Genomic DNA, 20,622 nt, shown 5'->3' with positions numbered 1-20,622 from the left:
TTTTGCGGAAAATGACTCCCTTAACCAAGAAAATTTACTTTGCGTAATAATCTGCTATTTTTTTGAACTCTTCAGTCAAAGTTGTGGCGTTTATTAATGGCACGCTGCCTTGTTTAAATTCAGGTTTAAAAATCGCACGTACCGAGCCATCGCCATCAACCATCACTACCGACGCGCTATGATCAACGGCATACTCTTGCTCATCACTATCGTTAATTGCGTAAATTAAGCCAAGCTCTCTAACAAATGGAAAAAGTTGCTTGTGCGGACCTGACACAGCAAGAAAATCGGGATTGAAGTAATCAATGTAGGCTTTGCGTTTTTCGGTTGTATCACGCTTTGGGTCAACGGCAACAAACCATACCTGCACTTTGTAATCTTGGCTTAACTGCTTTTGTACTGCCGTTAGTTTCGCCAATGTCATTGGACATATATCAGGGCAACTGGTATAGCCTAAAAAGACCAAATTCCAATGCCCCATAAACTGACTGTTATCAGCGGGCGCACCATGTTGATCGGTTAATAAAAACGGACTAATCGGCTTTGCCTGCTCATAAACCAGTGCTTCGACTTCAGGTGCGCTGTTGTTTTTACCACAACCGGTTACAAACAATACCGCACTGAAACATAAAAAAGCGACGATTCGCGTCATAAAACTAACCATTTATCAATGAATAAGGCGATAAAGAGTAGCATTAAATGCACGATTGAAAAACGAAATAAGTCCATTGCTGTATCATCTTTTGGGGCAATTTTTAGTTTTAACGCTTTATAAGTGAATATCGCGTTTAAAACGCTTGCACCTAATAAGTAAATTAGCCCTGACATGCCAATTAAATAAGGCAGCACACATACCAAAGCAAGCAAAATGCTGTAGCCAACAACGCAAGTTTTACAAAATTCGATACCGTGAGTAACAGGCAACATAGGAATTTTTGCCCGCTCGTAATCACTTTTACGTGCAATCGCCAAGGCCCAAAAATGCGGGGGAGTCCAAGTAAATATAATCATCACTAACAGCCAAGGAGCCGCGGCCATATGGCCTGTTTCAGATACCCACCCTAGCAACGGCGGCATAGCACCTGCCAAACCACCAATAACAATATTTTGCGGTGTGGCACGCTTTAAAAATGAGGTGTAAATAAAGGCATAGCCGACAAGTGCAAACAAAGTAAGAATGGCGGTGAGTGTATTCGCCCATACCATAAGCATAATAAAACCTAGTATTCCTATAGTCGCAGCAAAGCTCAAAGCATGTTGTTTACTGAGCCGACCTTTTGCCACAGGACGATGACGTGTACGTGCCATTTTACTGTCGATTTCACTATCAACAACATGATTGATCACGGCAGCAGCAGCCGACAGCAAGCCAATACCTAGCAAACTTGCAAGCTGCACAAATACCCCTCGCCCAACATCGGGAGCCAATGCCAAACCAACCCAAGCAGTGAGTACAAGCATAGCAACTACTTTAAATTTACTGATAGCTAAGTAATCTTTAAGTAACTCTGAGCTTTGAATAAATAATGATTTTTCTGAGCTTAGTAATAATGCCATCACAGCCTCCTAGGTTCTTATTTTTAAGTGGAAGCATAGTCTTACCATGCTAAGCAGTAACAATGCGGCCATTAGGTTGTGCGCAAGCGCTACACTTAATGGGAAGTGCCAGTGCACAACAGCTAGGCCTAAACAGATTTGGCACAACAAAGCGATTAATACAGTGACTGTGCAGTGCTTAATTTTTCGAGAGTAACAGCGTGAATATATGCGCCACATGATCAGCGCTAACACCACACAAGTAACCAGCGCCCAAATACGGTGTAGCAGATGAATAGACATACGCGCCTGCTGCGATAAAACGCCATATTCATAGGTGCTGTGCTCAAGCGGTAGCTGAAACACACTCTTCAAAGAAAACGGTTGTCCGTAGCTACACAGCGGTAAGCCATTACAATGCGGAGCGGCGTAATTTGCTGCAAGCCAGCCACCCAACGCAATTTGCAGTATTAGCACCACCAAGCCCACCAGCGCTAATCGGTAATATGGCTTTGCGCCGCTATCACTGCTAGCAACAGGGTCGGTCTTTAAACGTAGATACAATAAAAACAGCAACGACAAGATACTAAAACCGCCGAGCAAATGCCCCATAACAACCAAAGGCTGTAGGTTCATAGTGACAGTCCACATGCCCAATACGGCTTGGAATACCACCAATAATAATAGTGCTAATGGCAGTTTAACCGGCGTATTTGGATATTGGCGTTTTAACCAGGCAAAAACAAACAAGGCTAAAATAAGTAAACCAAGGGCACCGGCAAAATAGCGATGGATCATTTCTTTCCATGCTTTTGCTGCTTCAAACATCATATCAGGGTAGTTTTGTTCAACATGTAACAGAGCAGTTTCATGTTTTGGCACGGTTAAAAATCCATAGCAACCAGGCCAGTCAGGGCAACCAAGCCCAGCATCACTCAGCCGTGTATAGGCACCAAGCCCAACAACTAAGATAGAGAAGAAAACCGTAATTAAGACTAAATATTTATAATTTTTATACATCTTTATCCCCTTAATGAGGTTTAACTTGAACGCGCATAGTTAAGTAGTTTCTTTAAGTCTTTAAGTAAGCCTTTTTGAATAAGTCTGTTTTGTTCTGGCTCAGCCGTGTAGGGGTAATGCAAAACCACTAAACCCATGTGATCAACCAAATATAAGTCTCCCGCTTTGAGCGCAGGACTTACTGCTAATTGACGCCAATTTGCTGATACCTGCTGTTGATTTGTCAGTACCGCCACATCCACTTTTTGCTGATTTTTACCTAAAGCGACATATAGGTTATCTAGACTGGCTAATTGGTTTGCACAAACTTCACTGCACTCTTTTGGATAATTAAGCGCAATTGTCCATTGTTTAGGATCGCCTTGTTGCCAATCAGCTAATTTAACTTCTTCGCTTAAAAGCTCACCATGATTACTCGAACCACTCGGTAACCACTCAAGCTTTAATGCTGCATAAGCAAGTGCCAGCGGCACAAAACAGCATAAAACGAATAAACTAAGCGGGTTTATTTTCATAACCTCTCCTTCTCATCGCAAAATAAGCAATAACAACACACGCTAAGCCGATTAATAACCACTGCACGGCATAGGCGTAATGTTTATCTGGCCCCATCACAACACTCTGGTAATGCGGGGTTGCAATACCATCTGCTTCATTGCGATAACCAATAAAGTCTTGTAAGGGCTTTGCTAATTGAGCACTAAAAATTGCTAAGTCGATGCCTTGAATACGCTTAGGCCAACCTTGTTCTGCACCAATCTCATCGGCAAGTGTGAAGCCTTGTAAGTTGCCTTGTTTTAATTGCACAGTAGCCGTAAAGCTTGTTGATTCTGGCCACACAACGGTTGGCAACTGGCTACGGTTTGTTGGAGCTTTTAGCCAACCAAAGTTAACGATTAAAGGCGCGGTTTCACCTGCAATTGTCATCGCTACTAGTAAGTCATAGCCCACTTGCCCCTGATAAATTTGATTATCAAGCAGCCAGTAATGTTGTTTATTTACCTCGCCAGAGACTTTGACTTGCAAGCCCGTTTTGTTCAGCTCACTAGGTAAATTTTGCAGTTCTTGCCAGCTCAAAACGCCTTGCTCTTTCGAAACGGCTAACTGGCTTAGTTGCTGCTGTTTTTGCTCGCCTCGCTGGTATTGCCAAACGCTTAGTCGCAAACAAATAAGCACTGCAAGTATCACAACGCAAATTGCGATAATTGAGCTAAGCTTTTGTTTACGCCATAAAATTAACTGCATTTGGAATACCTAATATGATTAAAATCATTATTGTTTTGTTATTACTTTATATTCTGTTCAACCTATTTAGAGCACTGTTTGTGATGATGTCAGCAAAAGAGCACTCGAAACCCATGTCGCATTACTTAGGTCGTCGAGTGCTGTTTTCAGGTATTGTGCTGGTGCTCATCATTGCCGCAATGAAATTGGGCTTTATTCACACCAACCCGTCGCCGCTTCACAAAGCTACAGCACGTACACAAACACAAATAAACACAACCACACCACATCAACAAAGTGCCAATACCAAGCAGCCGCTTGAAAGGCAAAATGCTTTTCACTCGTGAAGTGGCCTTTAAAAATTCTGAGCAGCACCACAAATAAAATAATGGTGCCTAGTGTCACGTGCATACCGTGAAAGCCAGTTAACAAGAAAAAGGTATTCCCATAAACGCCCGCATCTAAGGTCAAACCTAAATCTTGGTAAGCATGCATATACTCGTAAACTTGTAAGCCAAGGAAAATCACACCTAACAGCACGGTTAAAGATAAAAATACCTTTAGGGCGCCGCGCTTATTGTTTTCTATCGCAACATGAGCAAAGTGAATTGTGACCGATGAGGTAAGCAGAATAAGCGTGTTGATCAGAGGTAGACCTTGCCAACCCATAGCCTGTGTGGTCTCGCCCGCTGGCGTAGTTAATAACGGCCATACGGCTTCAAAGGTTGGCCAGAGCACTTCGTTGGTCATGGCATTATTACCAGCACCACCAAGCCAAGGCACCGAAATCATACGTGCGTAAAAAAGAGCGCCAAAAAATGCCATAAAGAACATAACCTCAGAGAATATGAACCAGCTCATACCTTGTCTGAATGAGCGGTCCATTTGTGCTGAGTAAAGCCCTTTATGAGACTCTTCAATAACGTTTCTAAACCAACTAAAAACCATATAAATTAATATGGCAATGCCTAGATACAAGACATACTGGCCACTACTGCCCTCACCACTTACTTGCATCACAGTTAAACCAGCACCGACAGCAATTAAAAACATCGCGATGGCACCAACTATTGGCCAAGGACTCTCGGCTGGAACATAGTATTTTTCATAATTTTGATTCATTTTGTTTGCTCCCAATTAGCAATTAGCTTGGCGGCTTTTAATCGTTTTTAGCCACAACATGCCCGCTAATATCAAACACGGTATACGACAACGTCAGTTCCTCAACGTCGTCGGGTAACTCAGTATCAACATAAAACAACAAGGTAAATTCCATTTCTTCACCGGCTTTCATTGGCTGCTGATCAAAGCAAAAACAGGCTATTTTATGTAAGTACTTTGCCGCTTTACCCGGTGATACTGATGGAATTGCTTGCATGACTTTGTCTTCATTACTGGTGTTCTTTGCTGAGAATTTAACTTCACGCATGGCACCTGGTTGTACCGCCACGCTGTATTGCTCAGACTGCACCTTAAATGGCGCGCCGCTTTGGGCGTGAGTGGTAAAGCTGACATCAACTTGGCGCTGTGTATTTATTGATTCACTCGCGCTCGCTTTTTCTAATGATGGCTTACCATTCAACCCTGTAACGTCGCAAAACACGTCGTAAAGCGGCACCATTGCAAAAGCAAATGCGAACATGAGCAAGCATGTAATCAGCAGTTTTTTTAGCAAAGGTGCATGGTTCATTACTTAATCTCCGGCGGTGTTTCAAAGGTGTGATAAGGCGCTGGAGAATCGACTTCCCACTCTAAACCTTCAGCTCCATCCCATACTTTGGCAGGTGCCTTTTCGCCACCTCGAGCACATTTAAATACCACCAATACAAACAACAGTTGCGATAAGCCAAATGCAAAACCACCAATACTGATAATGGCGTTAAAGTCAGCGAATTGCAGAGCATAGTCAGGAATACGACGCGGCATACCAGCAAGGCCAACAAAGTGCATAGGGAAGAACAACACGTTGACACTGATTAGCGATAACCAAAAATGCCATTTCGCCAGCGTTTCGTTGTACATGTTGCCAGTCCATTTCGGTAGCCAATAATAGGCTCCCGCCATAATTGAGAACACAGCCCCTGTCACAAGCACATAATGGAAGTGAGCCACCACAAAATAGGTATCGTGATACTGAAAATCTGCTGGTGTAATCGCAAGCATCAAGCCAGAGAAACCACCTAAGGTGAATAACACAATAAAGGCGATGGCAAACATCATCGGAATTTCGAAGCTAATTGAGCCGCGCCACATGGTGGCCACCCAGTTAAACACTTTAACGCCCGTTGGTACCGAGATAAGCATGGTGGCGTACATGAAAAACAATTCGCCTGCCACAGGCATCCCAGTGGTAAACATATGATGTGCCCAAACGATAAAACTTAGCAGCGCAATCGATGAAGTTGCATACACCATAGACGCATAGCCAAATAGCTTTTTGCGCGAGAAGGTAGGTACGATAGTCGATATAATGCCAAAGGCCGGCAAAATCATGATGTACACTTCGGGGTGCCCGAAGAACCAGAAAATATGCTGGAACATCACAGGGTCGCCCCCACCAGCTGCATCAAAAAAGCTGGTTGCAAAGTATTTGTCGGTCAACACCATAGTGACTGCCCCTGCTAGAACAGGCATAACAGCAATTAACAAGAATGCCGTGATTAACCATGTCCAAACAAATAGCGGCAGCTTCATCCACGTCATACCTGGCGCTCTTAGGTTGACGATAGTCACGATAACGTTAATCGCCCCCATAATTGAGCTGATACCCATGATATGTACGGCAAACACAAAAAGTGCAGTGTTATCGTTGCTGTAAGTTGTTGATAGTGGTGCGTAGAAAGTCCAACCAAACGCAGGACCACCACCAGGCATAAGTAACGAGGCCAATAGGATTAAAAATGCGAACGGCAATATCCAAAAGCTCCAGTTATTCATACGTGGTAAGGCCATATCTGGTGCGCCTATCATCATAGGTACCATCCAGTTTGCAAGCCCAGTAAATGCAGGCATAACAGCACCAAACACCATGATCAAACCATGTACGGTAGTCATTTGGTTGAAAAAGTGCGGGTCGACTAACTGTAATCCAGGCTGAAACAGTTCAGCGCGGATCACCATTGCCATCGCTCCACCAATTAAAAACATGGTGAGTGAAAAAATCAGGTATAAACTACCAATGTCTTTATGGTTGGTAGTGTATAGCCAGCGCTTAAAACCTTTAGCTGGATGATGATGGTCGTGATGCGCATGCCCTGTTGCTTGCTCGTTAATAACATTACTCATTAGTTCGCCTCCGCTGCTGCATCAATCGCGGCTTGAATTTGACTCGGTTGGATAACATCGCCGGTATCATTACCCCACGCGTTTCGCTTATAAGTAATAACCGCAGCAAGTTGCTTAATTGAAAGCTGTTTATCAAACGCTTGCATTGCTGTACCAGGCTTACCGTGTAACACAATGTCTATGTGATCTTTTACATCACCTAATACAATCGGGCTGCCTTTAAGTGCTGGAAAAACGCCTGGTAGGCCCATACCGGTAGGTTGGTGACATGCAGCACAGCTTGCCATATACACTTGCTCACCTAAGACCATAAGCTCTTCTTTCGGTAATGTTTGATCAAGCAAAGCAACATCTGCTGCGGCCGCATTGGCTTTTTCTTGCTTGGCATCTGCAAGCCAATTAGCAAATTCATCTTCAGGTAAGGCTTTCACCACAACAGGCATAAAGCCATGATCTTTACCGCATAACTCAGCACATTGACCACGGTATACTCCTGGCTCGTTAATACGAGTCCACGCTTCATTGATAAACCCAGGATTTGCGTCCTTTTTAACCGCAAAATCAGGCACCCACCATGAATGAATTACATCGTCTGAGGTCATTAAAAAGCGAACTTTTTTATTGATAGGAAGTACTAGCGGTTTATCTACTTCAAGCAAATAATGCTCAGTTTTCTCTGCTTGGTTGTCTATTTGGTCTTTAGGTGTAGATAGAATCGAGTAATAAGCAATGTCTTCGCCCATGTACTCGTAATGCCACTTCCATTGTGAGCCAGTCACTTTAATGGTGATATCGGCTTTAGAGGCATCTTCCATGGCAATTAAGGTTTTTGTGGCAGGCACAGCCATGGCGATTAAGATGACAAATGGAATGGCAGTCCAAAGTATTTCAACTTTTGTACTTTCATGAAATTGGGCAGGCTTGGCCCCTTTGGATTTACGGTGGTGTATTAAAGCCCAAAACATCACCGCAAATACGATGATGCCGATTACACAGCAGATAATAAATATCGTCATGTGTAACTCATAAACATTATTACTTATATCGGTCACCCCTTTACGCATATTGTATTGGCTATTTGCCAATGCAAGCTCAGGAAGTGCAAACAATATAAGCCACAAGGCGTAACGCAGTTTACCCATGTGACGGCTCCTTTAGATGCTATTGCAAGACGCAAAGCGAAAAGGCGATACAACAAGGTGCCCATTCGTTTTTCTTATTGTTCAGAGCGACTACGTATCATTTTGACCCACTTATGATACCGACCCCTTGACTAACACCTCGCACATTTTTGTGTCTTTTTATTAATTAGGTGTTAATACAGTGTATTAACCAATTAGTTAAAAAATGACCAATAAGCAAGTTTTAATGATAATAAATGTTTATTTTGGTACAGAAATAACAACTATAATCAGCGCGTTATTTAATGTTTAGGAGTAAGAACGAAATATAAAAAGAGAGGAAAACTGCGCCATATAAGGCTTTAAATGAAGAGTAAGGATTCACAAATCCTAATTAAGTAGTAAAATTTTAGCGGCGCACCAAATTGAGTCAATTTAATGCACCAAATTGGGAACGCTTACATCCAGTCAGCGTTACGAATAACACCTACCGCTAACCCCTCGATGTTGAACGACTCATGCTCAAGATCAACCTCAATAGGCGAAAATTCTTCGTTCTCAGCGTGTAAAAGTACTTTGCGACCCGCTTTTTCTAGACGCTTAACTGTTACATCTTCATCGACTCGAGCTACAACTACTTGCCCGTTTTCAGCAACTTGTGTTCTGTGTACTGCAAGCAAATCGCCATCCATAATACCAATGTCTTTCATACTCATACCATTTACACGCAGTAAGAAATCGGCAGCAGGTTTAAATAATGAAGGATCAACTTGGCAGTGACTTTCAACATGCTCTTGAGCCAAAATAGGTTCACCAGCTGCAACACGGCCAATTAAAGGTAATCCTAGTTGCTCTGGCTCATCTTCTTCAATTAACTGAATACCGCGACTCGCCCCAGGCTTCATTTTGATCATGCCTTTTTTTGCCAGTGCTTTTAGGTGTTCTTCAGCAGCGTTGGCACTTTTAAAACCTAATGTTTGAGCTATTTCAGCACGCGTAGGTGGCATGCCTGTATCTTTAATAAAGACTTTAATTAGTTCTAAAATTTGCGATTGGCGTTTAGTTAATGGGCGCATACAACTGGTTTTCCATACAGTACATTTAACTGTGAGTATATACAGTTATTTGAAAATCGCAAATTTAAATTAAACCCATCATATTGCTACAAAACTAACATTGAACCACACCGAAAGATGCCATAAGGTATTAGCTTTAATTAGCAGGCTAAGGAAACACAATGAGCATTTGGCACCACCCAATCACATTAGAGCAATGTAAAGAGCTGGAACAAGGGATTACCGGGCAAGGCACTTTAATGAAAACTATGGGCATTGAGGTAACTGAAATTGGCGATGATTATTTAATGGCAACCATGCCTGCTATTCCTGAGCATCATAACCCTATGGGCATGGTCCATGGCGGAGCAAACGTTGTATTAGCAGAGACAGTGGCAAGCTATGCAGCCAATTTCGTGGTTGATTTCAATAAGTTTTATGCTGTTGGCCAAGAAATTAATGCCAACCACATGAAAGCGTCACGCAAAGGAACGTTAACAGCAACTGCGAGACCGCTGCATTTAGGTAAGCGAACTTCTGTTTGGGATATTAAAATTACCAATGCCGCAGGAGAGCTTTGCTGCGTATCAAGAATGACCGCAGCTGTTGTAGAGCGATAAATTCTGGCTATTTTTCAACAGGATAAATAGTAATTTCAATCCCTGCGCCAATTGCAGAGATACGTAACAAGGTATCGGCATGCAGGGGTTGGTTAAAGCATTTAGGCGAATTACCTGATTCAAAGCCTATATCAAATGTACGCTTTGAGCACGATAACCACTGTTTTAATGCATTGCGCGAGCAAGACTCAATAAGCTCGCAAAGCTGGTTAATTGCTTTATCTGGAGAGCTGATATCTGCGGTTGCTTCAATACGTGCTAGTTGGCGGTATTCATCTTGGTCATAATGTAAAACCATGGCGTTTTTCTTCAAATCAGCAACAAGCGCACTTATATCGTGCTTTGACTCAAGCTCCAGATCTACATTTAAAAATTGAATTTCCGACATACTCTCGTTTTTACCCTCTATTTATATCGACTGAAACTTTAACTCAGTTTTGTATATATACCAAATCTAGAATACAGTTAATGCGACATTATGCCGCATTGGCAATCTAGCTAAACAACCTAAAATAGCGCCCACATAACAATAATAACGGGGTAATAATGAATAAACGCCTGTTTAAGTATGCTCGTAAAGGGCATAAATGGCTTGGCTACTTACTTGCTTTGCAGATCTTTTTTTGGCTCTTAGGTGGGCTGGTAATGAGCTCATTACCACTTGAAAAAGTGCATGGTAAGCACCTGGCTAATCGCAGTTTAAGTAGCCCATTTTTATTGTCGGACTACCCTGCTTCAATTGATAAAATAACAGCGCAATTCGAGCAAATCGAGGGTATTAAATATAGCCATTTTTTAAATACCCCGATTATAGAAGTTACATCCTCTAGCGGTAAGTTTATTTTTGATGGCAGAACAGATGCTAAAATGCCTGCACCGAGTAAAGCGCAAATCATTGAAAATGCGCAAGCTCACCTGCTTATTGACGCAAAAATAACGCAAGCGCAGTTATTAACAAAAGGGCCTAGAGAAGTCGGTCACAAAGCCAATGTTTGGCAAATTAGCTTCGATGATTGGTTAACAACAACCTTATATTTAGATAGCCAAACCGGTAAAGTTATAACTGTGCGCAGCACCCTGTGGCGCATTTTCGACTTTTTCTGGATGCTACACATTATGGATTATGATGAGCGTGAGAACTTTAACAATCCACTACTCATCAGCTTCTCAGCCACCAGCGTACTATTTTGTATTACAGGAGTTCTCTTGTTACTACAAAACGTTCGAATTAAACGTAAAAAGCCAGCTACACGTGTTGGTCAATCAAAATAGGATTGCCATCTGGGTCGGTGATAATAAAACTCGCGTCACCGGCCTTTTGTATTTCTAATCCTTGTTGCTGAAATTGTGCAGCTAATTGCTCAAAGGTTGCAAATTCATCCAAAGCTTCAGCATTTTGATCCCACCCAGGATTAAAGGTCAGCATGGTTTTATCAAACATACCTTGAAACAAACCTATCAGATGTTCACCGTTTTTCATTATTAGCCAATGCTGTTCTATCTCCCCAGCAAACTCTTTGAAACCTAGCTTTTCATAAAACTGCTTTGAAGCACGAATATCTTTTACATTTAGACTTACAGAAAAAGCACCTAATAACATGGTTGTAATTCCTTTAATAAAAACGGCCTAACAACTATAGCTGAGTTGAAAAACTTTTCCTTTTTAGAATAGTCGCTCTAGAATAGCTGTTCCTGTAGTTCACTGATGTGATGGATATGCGTTTATTTTTATACTTAGCCCTTTGTTTTATTTTCACTTTTCCTATATCCGCTAAAGAATTTTCGAGCTTTTACAGTGCCAAAAAGCATTTAATTAAGAATCTACCAAGCAATAGTAAAAGCTTATATTGTGGTTGCGATATCAAGCGCCAAGGTAAAAAACTTGTGCCAGACCCTGATGCGTGTGGTTATATTCCTAGAAACTCTGTCACCCGTTCAGGAAAAGAGAATGCTCGCGCAAAAAGAATAGAGTGGGAGCACATTGTGCCTGCCTGGGAGTTTGGTCATCAATTACAATGCTGGCAGGATGGCGGTCGTAAAAACTGCGTAAAGGTCAGTGAAAAATTTCGTCAAATGGAGGCCGACATAAATAACCTTGCCCCCGCAATTGGTGAGATCAATGCAGACCGTTCAAACTTTCGCTATGGGATGGTGACAACATCAAGCGCAAGTTACGGTGCTTGCCCAATAAAAATCGATTTTAAACAACGCGTATTTGAGCCACCCATTTATGCAAGAAAGCAAATAGCCGATACCTATTTTTATATGCAAAAAACCTATGGCTTAAAAATATCTGATAAACAGCGTAAATTATTTGAATCGTGGCAAAAGCTTGAAATAGCTGAAATTAGCAATCGTAAGTCTTTATAACTAGCAGCACATTCGTTTACATTTTAGACACTATAATTTATTGCTTTCAGATTAAGTAATTGTTAGTTTTTAAACAATTTATATAAGAAAGGAAGCACCATGTTTAAAAATAACAAACTCGCTTTAGCTGTCTTCTTAGCGGCTTCAGGCATGTCTTTATCTGGCTGCGGCGGTGGTGGCTCATCGAGCAATACCGATACCACGAATCCACCACCAACAACTTCTGAACCCACTTGGACGGCTGGTGTCTTTGATCCATCAAGCGAATTTAAAGATCAATGCGCTGTACCGCGAACTGGCAATGATCCATATAACGATAATCAACCTTACCCAGATACAGCAGGCTCTGAGTTTACTGAGAAGATGTGGCTACGTTCATGGAGTGACGAAACCTATCTTTGGTACGATGAAATAGAAGACAATGACCCAGATAACTTCAGCTCTGTCGCCGCTTATTTTGATCAATTAAAAACCTTCGAAAAAACAGACTCTGGTGCTTATAAAGATCAATTCCATTTCAGCAGGCCGACAGATGAGTATTTTCAAGAGTCGCAATCAGGTGTGGTTTCTGGCTATGGTATCAATTGGGCATTTATCAGTAATGTTCCGCCACGAGAGTTACGTGTTGCCTATTTAGAGAGTGGCTCACCAGCTGCAAATGCAGGCTTACAACGCGGTGATACTATTTTAATGGTCGACGACGTCAGCATTGACACTAATACCCAACAAGGCGTAGATATTCTAAATGAAGCGCTATTTGGACCGACAGCTGGCGACTCGCACAATTTTGTTGTACGCAGTAATGATGGCACCGAAAAATCGTTTACTCTAGTCGCAGGTAATATAACCCAAACACCTGTACAAAATGTCGATACTATTACCACAGGAGATGGCACTAAAGTTGGCTACATGCAGTTTAACAGCCATATAAGTATTGCTCAGCCTGAGCTGATAAGTGCTGTGAATAAGTTCAAAACCGACAATATCGACGAGCTTGTGATCGACCTTAGATACAATGGCGGTGGTTTATTAGCGCTTTCTTCGCAACTTGCCTATATGATTGCAGGTCCAGCCAATACGAGTGACTATTTTTACTATCAAGTCATTGAAAATGACAAGCAGCCCGAGAGCGACCCATACCCGTTTATTGATATTGAAGTCGATTATTCTACTTTCGAGGGAACAGGTAACACACTACCTGACTTAAATTTATCGAAAGTCTATGTACTCAGCACTGATAATACATGTTCAGCATCAGAAGCACTTATCAATGGCTTAAAAGGCATAGATACTGAAGTTGTTTTAATAGGTGGTAAAACCTGCGGTAAACCATATGGTTTTACCCCAACACATAACTGTGCAACCACTTACTATACCATTCAGCTAACGGGTGTGAATTACAAAGGCTTTGGCGAATACTCTGACGGCTTAGTACCAACTCCTTCACCGCAATTCGATGCAGATGTAAAAGGCTGTGAACTCGATGACGACTTTAACCACCAGTTAGGTGATAGTGATGAAACACTTCTGAGTGCAGCGCTTTATCATATTGAGAATGATAGTTGCCCAGTGGTAACGCAAAGTGTCACAGCTAAGCAAGCGACAACCTCATCTTATGCTGCTGATGAAGCTGGTATTGCGCTAAAAGCTAATACTACACTTTACAAAAATAATATGGATTTAACCCGTCCGCTACCAGCTAAGGAAGGTGATAATGAATAAAGCACTGTTCTTAACCTGCACCTTACTGGCAAGCATAGCAGGCTGTAAAAGTACTCAAGCAGAGCAACCGGAAGATGCTACGCTTGTTCGGGTAAACCCGGGAGTGATTACTGATATACAGCAGGCTATTCAGTCTGCTAAAGGCGGTGCACTGGTCACCTTAGCCGATGATGTATTTACTAAAAGCGCAGAGTTACTGATTGACCACGGCACCAACAAAGGGCCTGATGGCCTGCCAATTATGGGTGCCCATTCAATTCCTTCTGAGAAGTTTGTGTTGCAAAAAGCAGGTGAGCAATGCCTGCTTTACTACCCCAAAAAAGAACTCCGTATTCCACTTCCCAATGTAGAGTGCGAAGTTAACTAACAAAAGGCGCAGCTTAGGCTGCGCCTTTTACATCATAGGCTTTGGTGAGGGCCAAACACCTCATAATGAATGCGTTCACTTGCAACCCCAATACCTAGTAGTTGCTCTTTTATCATTGCCATAAATGCGATTGGGCCACACAGGTAAAAGTCACCTTTGCTTATTGGTAAGCTTTCAGCGATGTGGTTTACATCCATTAAGCCCGCAAAATCGCTCCCCTTGCCATCTTTAAACCAGGTAACACAATGTAATGAAGCGTGCGCTTGCTGTTGCTTAAATAAGTACTCTTTAAAGGCAAACTGCGTCTCACTGTCGCAAGCATGCAGGTAATGAATTGGCTGATTAGGTTGATTACTTAATAGTGTTTCGAGCATCGCCATCATCGGGGTTTGACCAACTCCCGCTGAAATCAATACAACAGGCGAGTCAATTTCGCGAAGCACAAAGTCGCCTGCAGGTGGGTAAATTTCTACCTCATCCCCCTCAGTTAAGCTATGTAGGTAGTTAGATACCAAGCCTTCTTTTTTCACGCTAATTCGGTAATTACGGCCATTACTTTGCTGCGATAAAGAGTATTGCCTCACTTGCGTTAAATCACTGTTTGCAGGCGTTACTTTAATCCCTAAATATTGGCCTGGTAAATACGCCACAACAGGCTTTGCATCGGCAGGCGTTAATGTGAAACTACAAATTTGCGATGACTCCATACGTTTTTCTGTAATAGTGAAAGCACGGGTACCAAACCATCCTCCCGGCGCCTTTTTGGTTTTTTGATATAGCGACATCTCCTCATTAATACATACATCAGCTAATAACGAATAGGCTTCACGCCATGCATACTCAACCTCAGGGGTAAATTGTTCTGGCAATAACTCTTTTAAAGTCGCAATCAAATGTCCACCAACAATAGGATAATGCTCTGGCAAAATATGGTAACTGGTGTGTTTATGATTAATGCGCGCAAGCGCATCTTTTAACACTGCCAAGTTATCAATATTTGCCGCGTAGGCAGCTAAGGCATTAAACAGCGCAAATTGCTGAGAGCCCGATTGCTGATGTGTCATATTAAAAATATTTTTAAGCTCAGGGTTGTAGCTAAACATACGATCATAAAAATACTCAGTCACTTGAGGGCCTGCTTGTGCAAGCAACGGCAAAGTACTTTTAACAATCTGGATCGTTTTTTCAGATAACATAGTTTTTCCTATTGGAGAGATTAACCGCGGCGACCATCAACACGACGATTCACTAAGATGGGCGCACAATGAAATAAAAATAAGCTAAAGCCAGCAACCCACAGCAACGCACTTAGCTGCCATGCAAGGTGATGACCTAAATAAATGGGAAGTAACGAGCGTACAATGGCAGCTATCACAATGAGTACAAATGCCAAACTAATGTACGCAGGGGCTTGTAATGCGCGCCCTGTATGACCGTGAGAGACACGAACCATCATGGCGATGATCATCACACCTATGGTGCCAACAGTGATCAGATGAAGCGCGTCTTTGAATAAGATAATAGAGCTGAAATAACTCAGCGCGATGAGTATTAAACCCACAGATAAAGCCCAATAAGCCACGTGTAATGACCATAGCAAAGGTACTTTTAGAATGCCTTTATGCCACCACAAAACACACCGAGCCCCATGTAAACAAGCAAGCCAAACAAAGATCCAGCCGGTACTCATTGCGCTAAAAAATAGCTGACTCATAAAGAACCAAGCAATGGCGAAAAATGAGCTAAATACGACTAATTTATCGAGCTTGGGGGTTCTAACTTGTTCACTTAGGTTAAGGCCGCGCGCGGTAAAAAATGGCACAACTCGCCCAGCCACAACACCAACTAGCAGTGTCATGATAAGTACAGCGGTATCAACAACCCCCAGTGCCAGCGACATTTTATTAAGTACAACTAAACTTAAAAAAATCACATTGAGCGCACAGAGCAAAGATGCGATGACAACAAATAAGTAGTTATGGCTGCTTTTCGCCTGTATCAGCATGTCAGCTAAGATAATAATTCCAGCTAGCCACCAAACGAGTTGTAGCGCACTAACAAGATAAAGGTTCAGCTGCTCGAACCCCGCAATCTCAATAAAAAAACTAAGCCTTGCAACAAGCCAAATCATGCTAAGCAAACAAAGCTTAATACCACTTACACTCGGCACACCTGTCCATGTTTGTGCGGCGGTTAGCAAAAAGCCCATGGCAACCACGCCTGCAAAGCCAAACAGCATTTCGTGAGCATGCCAAAGCGTTGCGGGCATTGTTAGGTGCCACTGTGCATAGCCCGTCAAGATTAAAAACCAGTAACTCATAGCAAATACAGCTAAGGCACCTGCCGCCAAGAAAAAAGGCCGAAATGCTAATGCCCATAACGGCCACTGGCTGAGTTGATAAAATTTGATCTTAGTTGGCATAGGTTCAGTTAAATTAATGACTTTCATTCGTGCTCTCAGCGTTTAATTTCCCCAGCTATTGCACAGTTCAAGCCAAAAATAGAAACCATTAAATATCAATGCATTAAATTTGAACACTTGATAAATAAGTCAAAATGACACACAATTAAAAACATCAATAAAACACATTCAGGTCAAATTGACATGATGCTCAAAAAATCCCTTCTTGATGTTGCACTTGCACTTACCAAAGCAAGCAGTGTTGATCATAATTTCAGTTATCTGTTGAGTTGCATTAATGATTGGCTTGAATGTGATGCAGTTGCCTTATTATTGAAACAAGGCGATGTGTTAAAGCCCGTAGCCCTTCATGGGTTGTCGGACGATACGTTAGGAAGACGCTTTAAAATAGCGGAGCATCCGCGCTTATTTGAAATATGCCGTGGCAGTGAACCGCTAAAATTTGCCAAAGATTGTGGCCTACCCGACCCCTACGATGGTTTATTACAAAGCCAGCATGGAGACTTTCCTGTTCATGCCTGCATGGGCGTGCCGCTGCTGAGTAGCAAAGATAACAACGAACTATTGGGTGTTTTGACCTTTGATAGTTTAGATGAACATGCCTTTGACGCTTTAGCAATGAACGAGCTCAATCAACTAAAACAGCTAGCTGCAGGCTATGTTGAGCATGCCCTAACCTTGCAGCATTTTATGCAGCACGCACAGCACAACCATCAAGTTGCGCAGCAGCTTAACCTTGAGGCACTAACACGAGAAGGTGTCGAAATTATTGGTAATAGCCAAGCAATGCAGACCCTTAAAAATGATATTCAGCTGGTGGCTGCCTCAGAATTTAGCGTATTGATACAAGGCGACACAGGCGTCGGTAAAGAACTCGTTGCGCGCAATATCCATTTAAACTCAAAACGCCGCGACATGCCGTTGATCCACTTAAACTGCGCATCGTTACCAGAGAACTTAGCAGAAAGTGAATTTTTTGGTCACAGTAAAGGCGCATTTACTGGGGCACATACTGCTCGCCAGGGTAAGTTTCAACTCGCCGATGGTGGTACCCTGTTTTTAGATGAAATTGGCGAGCTTCCGCTTGCTATGCAAAGTAAGCTATTGCGCGTATTACAAAGTGGTGAAGTACAAACGGTGGGGGAAGATCAGAGCCGTTATGTTGATGTCAGAGTGATTGCAGCTACCAACCGCGATTTAAAACAAGAAGTCGCTGCGGGGCGCTTTCGTGCAGACCTTTATCACCGCTTAAGCGTTTACCCATTGTATGTTGCACCACTAAAAGAGCGCGATAACGATGTTATTTTATTGGCAGGTTTTTTTATTGAGCAAACATCTAAAAAATTGGCAATTAAGCAACTTAAGCTTAGTAGCGATACACAGTTACTACTGCGTCAATATGATTGGCCAGGCAATGTGAGAGAGCTTGAACATGTGATCAGTCGAGCAGCACTCAAAGCCAAGCAGCAGCAATGGCAACAAAGCATTGTCACAATCGAGCCTGACCATTGTGATATCGCTAAAATGGCCGTTGCTGCACCAAGCCCTGTTGCAGTTAACGAACAAAAAGCCACTCGCTTATCGCTGAAAGAGGCAACCGACGCTTTTAGTTATCAATTGATTATGCAACAACTTGAACTACATAACCTAAACTGGGCTGCCACAGCACGTAGCTTAAGTGTTGATAGAGCCAACCTTGTGCGCCTAGCCAAACGGCTAGGCATTAGCGTTAAAAAGTCTGTTTAAGCTTTTAAATCTTTAAAATAGGCTTTTAAAAGCTGACTAAATGCTTGGACTTTGGCTGTGCGATGCACCAAGTGATGCGTTACCAGCCAAAGATCCGTTGGCCAGTTTAGCTCTTTAGGAAGCACTGGCAGCAGATCAGGGTATTGGCTTGCCACTTCATGCTGTAAACCACCAATTCCTAAGCCTCTCACAATCGCCCTTGTAGCTTCTGATGTTTCAGACACCCGTAACTTAATTTGCGAAGGTTCAATATGTTGATCAACCCATGCAAAATAAGGCACTTTACCGTTATAGCCAGCCACCCCAGAAACAAAACTATGCTGTTGCAACTGCTCAATATTCTTTGGCATGCCATACTTTTCAATATAACTTTTAGAGGCATAAAACCCTGACGAAAGTTCAGCTAAATGCTGGGCAATATAGTCGCCTTCATCAGGCCGAGGACCCGCTCGCACAGCAATGTGCGCCTGACCGTGATCAAGGCGTAAACGGTTTTGATCAAGAATAACTTCGAGTTGCACTTGCGGGTGCAGACTTTGAAACTGCTCACAGACATCACTAAGCACATCAATAAAACCACTAACCGTAGTTAATAATAAACTGCCTCGCAGTTGGCTATCAGCGGCAATAATATCGTTGTGAAGTTTTTCAAGTTCAGCGTTAATCGATTTTGCAGTCGCAAACAACTTAGCGCCTATTTCTGTCACTGTATAGCCACGGGCATGGCGGTGGAATAACCGCGCATCAAGGTTATCTTCTAAATTATTGATTCTTCTAAGCACTGTGCTGTGGTGAACACCTAACGATTCGGCAGCAGCGGTTAACGTGCCGAGCCTTGCCACCTCATAAGCGACTTTTACATCTTGCCAATCATCAAATTGAATCGCCATAACGGCTCCTTATGTGCATATACGCACATAAGTTTTGCGTTTATTTGGCTTTTCTGCAAGCTGTTTTTTGCTACAGTGAGTATATCAACAGTGAAGCTTAAAAAAGGAAGCCATCATGACAGCACCAAAAATTATTGCCCTAGCAGGCAGCCTACGTAAAGACAGCTTTAATCAAAAACTGATTAATGAAGCTGCACGCTTCGCCCTCGAAAGTGGTGCTGAAGTAGAAGTGATTAAATTAAGTGATTTAGACTTACCATTATTTGATGAAGATATTGAAGCGCAAGGTACACCTGCTGGCGCACAATTATTAAAAGATAAGCTTCGCGCTGCTGATGGCATTTTATTAGCAAGCCCAGAATATAATGGCTCAATTACAGCGCCACTTAAAAACGCAATCGATTGGGCTTCTCGTACAGAGCAAGGCGCAGTGCCTGCATTTCGTAATAAAGTGACTGCACTTTATGCATCTTCACCGGGTGGTTTAGGTGGCTTACGTGGTTTAAATCACGTTCGTGATATTTTATCAGGTATTGGTAGTTTAGTACTTGCAGATCAACTCGCAGTACCTGCTATCCACACTAAATTAGATGAGCAAGGCCGCATCAGCGATGCTGATACAGCCGAGCAAGTTGCCAGCCTTGCCCAGCAACTTGTGAGCGTAGCGAGCAAATTAAATAAGTAAGCCTGATTTAATAGCCCTAGCTTAGTTTTGTCGCTGCTAGCTTAGCAGCGATAAAGTCTTCATGAGTTACATACAGCAAGCTTGCGACGCGGCGAATAACCATTTCTTCATGCTTATCTAAATTGCCATCTGCGTAGGCTAAACGCCACAACAGCTCGATGATTTCAATACGCTGCTCGGCACTGCACTGGGCATTAACTTGTTTTGAAAACTGAAAGTAATCTATTGCATCATCTAAGCTTTGCGATGCACTTGCAACTAACTCTTGAACCTCTTCTTCGTTGAGCGAGAAATACTTCTTTAAGGTCTCATTCAGGGTCTGTTGCTCATCATCTTGTAACTCATTATCTGCACGCATAACCTCAATTAATAACGCAGCAACGGCGGTTTTTAGGTCATGCTCAGCAATGCTAGATTGGGTATCATTCAGCGCTGAAAACAGCTGTTTTATTTTATTGAGCATCACATTTTCCCTTTTTGGGTGTTAGACTACATGTAAGACGTAACGTTACCTTAGTTTGACTATGGATGCTAACTCAGGTTCAACATCACGATGAAA

General features: G+C 42.5%; 24 protein-coding genes. 8 read left to right on the top strand and 16 right to left on the bottom strand.

Annotation, left to right across the window (positions count from 1 at the left end):
• Window positions 1–34: 34 nt before the first annotated feature.
• Genes WA256_RS09710 through WA256_RS09690 form a run of 5 tightly spaced genes read right to left on the bottom strand, consistent with a single transcriptional unit; the run spans window position 35 to window position 3,801 of the window.
• Window positions 35–652: an SCO family protein gene (locus WA256_RS09710; RefSeq protein WP_239962335.1), complete on the bottom strand. Its 618-nt coding sequence runs from the start codon at window positions 650–652 to the stop codon at window positions 35–37.
• Window positions 649–1,557: a heme o synthase gene (cyoE, locus tag WA256_RS09705; RefSeq protein WP_335990870.1), complete on the bottom strand. Its 909-nt coding sequence runs from the start codon at window positions 1,555–1,557 to the stop codon at window positions 649–651. Before cyoE ends, WA256_RS09710 begins: the two co-directional genes overlap by 4 nt.
• 9 nt (window positions 1,558–1,566) lie before the next feature.
• On the bottom strand, window positions 1,567–2,556 hold the full coding sequence (locus WA256_RS09700) for a COX15/CtaA family protein (protein WP_055020533.1): 990 nt from the start codon (window positions 2,554–2,556) through the stop codon (window positions 1,567–1,569).
• A gap of 20 nt (window positions 2,557–2,576) precedes the next feature.
• On the bottom strand, window positions 2,577–3,071 hold the full coding sequence (locus tag WA256_RS09695; RefSeq protein WP_054562875.1) for a hypothetical protein: 495 nt from the start codon (window positions 3,069–3,071) through the stop codon (window positions 2,577–2,579).
• Window positions 3,052–3,801 carry an SURF1 family protein gene (locus WA256_RS09690; protein ID WP_335990868.1) on the bottom strand — a complete coding sequence of 250 codons (750 nt, stop codon included), beginning with the start codon at window positions 3,799–3,801 and terminating at the stop codon, window positions 3,052–3,054. The genes WA256_RS09695 and WA256_RS09690 overlap by 20 nt, the downstream gene beginning before the upstream one ends.
• Before the next feature lie 14 nt (window positions 3,802–3,815).
• On the opposite strand from WA256_RS09690, the gene WA256_RS09685 reads away from it, so the two are divergent.
• On the top strand, window positions 3,816–4,127 hold the full coding sequence (locus WA256_RS09685) for a DUF2909 domain-containing protein (protein WP_082710866.1): 312 nt from the start codon (window positions 3,816–3,818) through the stop codon (window positions 4,125–4,127).
• Here the strand turns inward: WA256_RS09685 and WA256_RS09680 are convergent.
• The 5 genes from WA256_RS09680 to lexA all read right to left on the bottom strand — a co-directional run bounded on the left by WA256_RS09680 (window position 4,027) and on the right by lexA (window position 9,262).
• The gene (locus tag WA256_RS09680) at window positions 4,027–4,902 is read right to left on the bottom strand and encodes a cytochrome c oxidase subunit 3 (RefSeq protein WP_054562877.1); all 876 of its coding nucleotides are present in this window, start codon (window positions 4,900–4,902) and stop codon (window positions 4,027–4,029) included. The two genes, WA256_RS09685 and WA256_RS09680, sit on opposite strands and share 101 nt — an antisense overlap.
• 37 nt (window positions 4,903–4,939) lie before the next feature.
• The gene (locus tag WA256_RS09675; RefSeq protein WP_054554454.1) at window positions 4,940–5,470 is read right to left on the bottom strand and encodes a cytochrome c oxidase assembly protein; all 531 of its coding nucleotides are present in this window, start codon (window positions 5,468–5,470) and stop codon (window positions 4,940–4,942) included.
• A complete protein-coding gene (gene ctaD / locus WA256_RS09670) occupies window positions 5,470–7,065 on the bottom strand; it encodes a cytochrome c oxidase subunit I (RefSeq protein ID WP_054554455.1) in 1,596 nt (531 codons plus the stop codon). The genes WA256_RS09675 and ctaD overlap by 1 nt, the downstream gene beginning before the upstream one ends.
• A complete protein-coding gene (coxB, locus tag WA256_RS09665; protein WP_269407796.1) occupies window positions 7,065–8,207 on the bottom strand; it encodes a cytochrome c oxidase subunit II in 1,143 nt (380 codons plus the stop codon). The genes ctaD and coxB overlap by 1 nt, the downstream gene beginning before the upstream one ends.
• 437 nt (window positions 8,208–8,644) lie before the next feature.
• The gene (lexA, locus tag WA256_RS09660; protein WP_054554457.1) at window positions 8,645–9,262 is read right to left on the bottom strand and encodes a transcriptional repressor LexA; all 618 of its coding nucleotides are present in this window, start codon (window positions 9,260–9,262) and stop codon (window positions 8,645–8,647) included.
• Window positions 9,263–9,423: 161 nt separating this feature from the next.
• Between lexA and WA256_RS09655 the strand changes: the two genes are divergently transcribed.
• A complete protein-coding gene (locus tag WA256_RS09655; RefSeq protein WP_274168554.1) occupies window positions 9,424–9,861 on the top strand; it encodes a PaaI family thioesterase in 438 nt (145 codons plus the stop codon).
• Window positions 9,862–9,868: 7 nt separating this feature from the next.
• Here WA256_RS09655 and WA256_RS09650 read toward each other — a convergent pair whose 3' ends face one another.
• Complete coding sequence (locus WA256_RS09650; protein WP_054554459.1) at window positions 9,869–10,249, bottom strand: hypothetical protein; 381 nt, start codon at window positions 10,247–10,249, stop codon at window positions 9,869–9,871.
• A 158-nt stretch (window positions 10,250–10,407) separates the two neighbouring features.
• On the opposite strand from WA256_RS09650, the gene WA256_RS09645 reads away from it, so the two are divergent.
• Window positions 10,408–11,133 (top strand): hypothetical protein, encoded by a 726-nt coding sequence (locus WA256_RS09645; RefSeq protein WP_335990858.1) that lies wholly within the window; start codon window positions 10,408–10,410, stop codon window positions 11,131–11,133.
• Here WA256_RS09645 and WA256_RS09640 read toward each other — a convergent pair.
• On the bottom strand, window positions 11,108–11,461 hold the full coding sequence (locus WA256_RS09640) for a VOC family protein (RefSeq protein ID WP_054562881.1): 354 nt from the start codon (window positions 11,459–11,461) through the stop codon (window positions 11,108–11,110). The genes WA256_RS09645 and WA256_RS09640 overlap by 26 nt on opposite strands.
• A 116-nt stretch (window positions 11,462–11,577) precedes the next feature.
• Here WA256_RS09640 and WA256_RS09635 point away from each other — a divergent pair, with 116 nt between their 5' ends.
• The 3 genes from WA256_RS09635 (at window position 11,578) to WA256_RS09625 (ending at window position 14,320) form a co-directional block, all read left to right on the top strand.
• Window positions 11,578–12,231 (top strand): endonuclease, encoded by a 654-nt coding sequence (locus tag WA256_RS09635; RefSeq protein ID WP_335990852.1) that lies wholly within the window; start codon window positions 11,578–11,580, stop codon window positions 12,229–12,231.
• Between the two features lie 99 nt (window positions 12,232–12,330).
• On the top strand, window positions 12,331–13,953 hold the full coding sequence (locus WA256_RS09630; RefSeq protein ID WP_130167390.1) for a S41 family peptidase: 1,623 nt from the start codon (window positions 12,331–12,333) through the stop codon (window positions 13,951–13,953).
• Window positions 13,946–14,320 carry a hypothetical protein gene (locus WA256_RS09625; protein ID WP_269407799.1) on the top strand — a complete coding sequence of 125 codons (375 nt, stop codon included), beginning with the start codon at window positions 13,946–13,948 and terminating at the stop codon, window positions 14,318–14,320. Before WA256_RS09630 ends, WA256_RS09625 begins: the two co-directional genes overlap by 8 nt.
• 32 nt (window positions 14,321–14,352) lie before the next feature.
• On the opposite strand, the gene hmpA is transcribed toward WA256_RS09625, so the two are convergent.
• Window positions 14,353–15,516, bottom strand: a complete 1,164-nt coding sequence (gene hmpA / locus WA256_RS09620) for an NO-inducible flavohemoprotein (RefSeq protein ID WP_269407800.1) — start codon at window positions 15,514–15,516, stop codon at window positions 14,353–14,355.
• 20 nt (window positions 15,517–15,536) lie between these two features.
• Complete coding sequence (locus WA256_RS09615) at window positions 15,537–16,769, bottom strand: NnrS family protein (RefSeq protein WP_335990848.1); 1,233 nt, start codon at window positions 16,767–16,769, stop codon at window positions 15,537–15,539.
• A 156-nt stretch (window positions 16,770–16,925) separates the two neighbouring features.
• Here WA256_RS09615 and norR point away from each other — a divergent pair, with 156 nt between their 5' ends.
• Window positions 16,926–18,488: a nitric oxide reductase transcriptional regulator NorR gene (gene norR, locus WA256_RS09610; protein WP_269407802.1), complete on the top strand. Its 1,563-nt coding sequence runs from the start codon at window positions 16,926–16,928 to the stop codon at window positions 18,486–18,488.
• Here norR and WA256_RS09605 read toward each other — a convergent pair.
• Window positions 18,485–19,378: a LysR family transcriptional regulator gene (locus tag WA256_RS09605; RefSeq protein WP_054562888.1), complete on the bottom strand. Its 894-nt coding sequence runs from the start codon at window positions 19,376–19,378 to the stop codon at window positions 18,485–18,487. The genes norR and WA256_RS09605 overlap by 4 nt on opposite strands.
• Before the next feature lie 115 nt (window positions 19,379–19,493).
• Here WA256_RS09605 and WA256_RS09600 point away from each other — a divergent pair, with 115 nt between their 5' ends.
• Window positions 19,494–20,063: an NADPH-dependent FMN reductase gene (locus tag WA256_RS09600; protein WP_054562889.1), complete on the top strand. Its 570-nt coding sequence runs from the start codon at window positions 19,494–19,496 to the stop codon at window positions 20,061–20,063.
• A gap of 16 nt (window positions 20,064–20,079) precedes the next feature.
• Here WA256_RS09600 and WA256_RS09595 read toward each other — a convergent pair whose 3' ends face one another.
• On the bottom strand, window positions 20,080–20,526 hold the full coding sequence (locus tag WA256_RS09595; protein WP_058586124.1) for a tellurite resistance TerB family protein: 447 nt from the start codon (window positions 20,524–20,526) through the stop codon (window positions 20,080–20,082).
• Window positions 20,527–20,622 lie beyond the last annotated feature (96 nt).

Source organism: Pseudoalteromonas sp. CH_XMU1449-3 (genome assembly GCF_037027245.1).
Taxonomy (GTDB): Bacteria; Pseudomonadota; Gammaproteobacteria; order Enterobacterales; family Alteromonadaceae; genus Pseudoalteromonas; species Pseudoalteromonas shioyasakiensis.
Note: the sequence above shows the minus strand (reverse complement) of the source record. Positions and strands in the feature narration are given on the sequence as shown.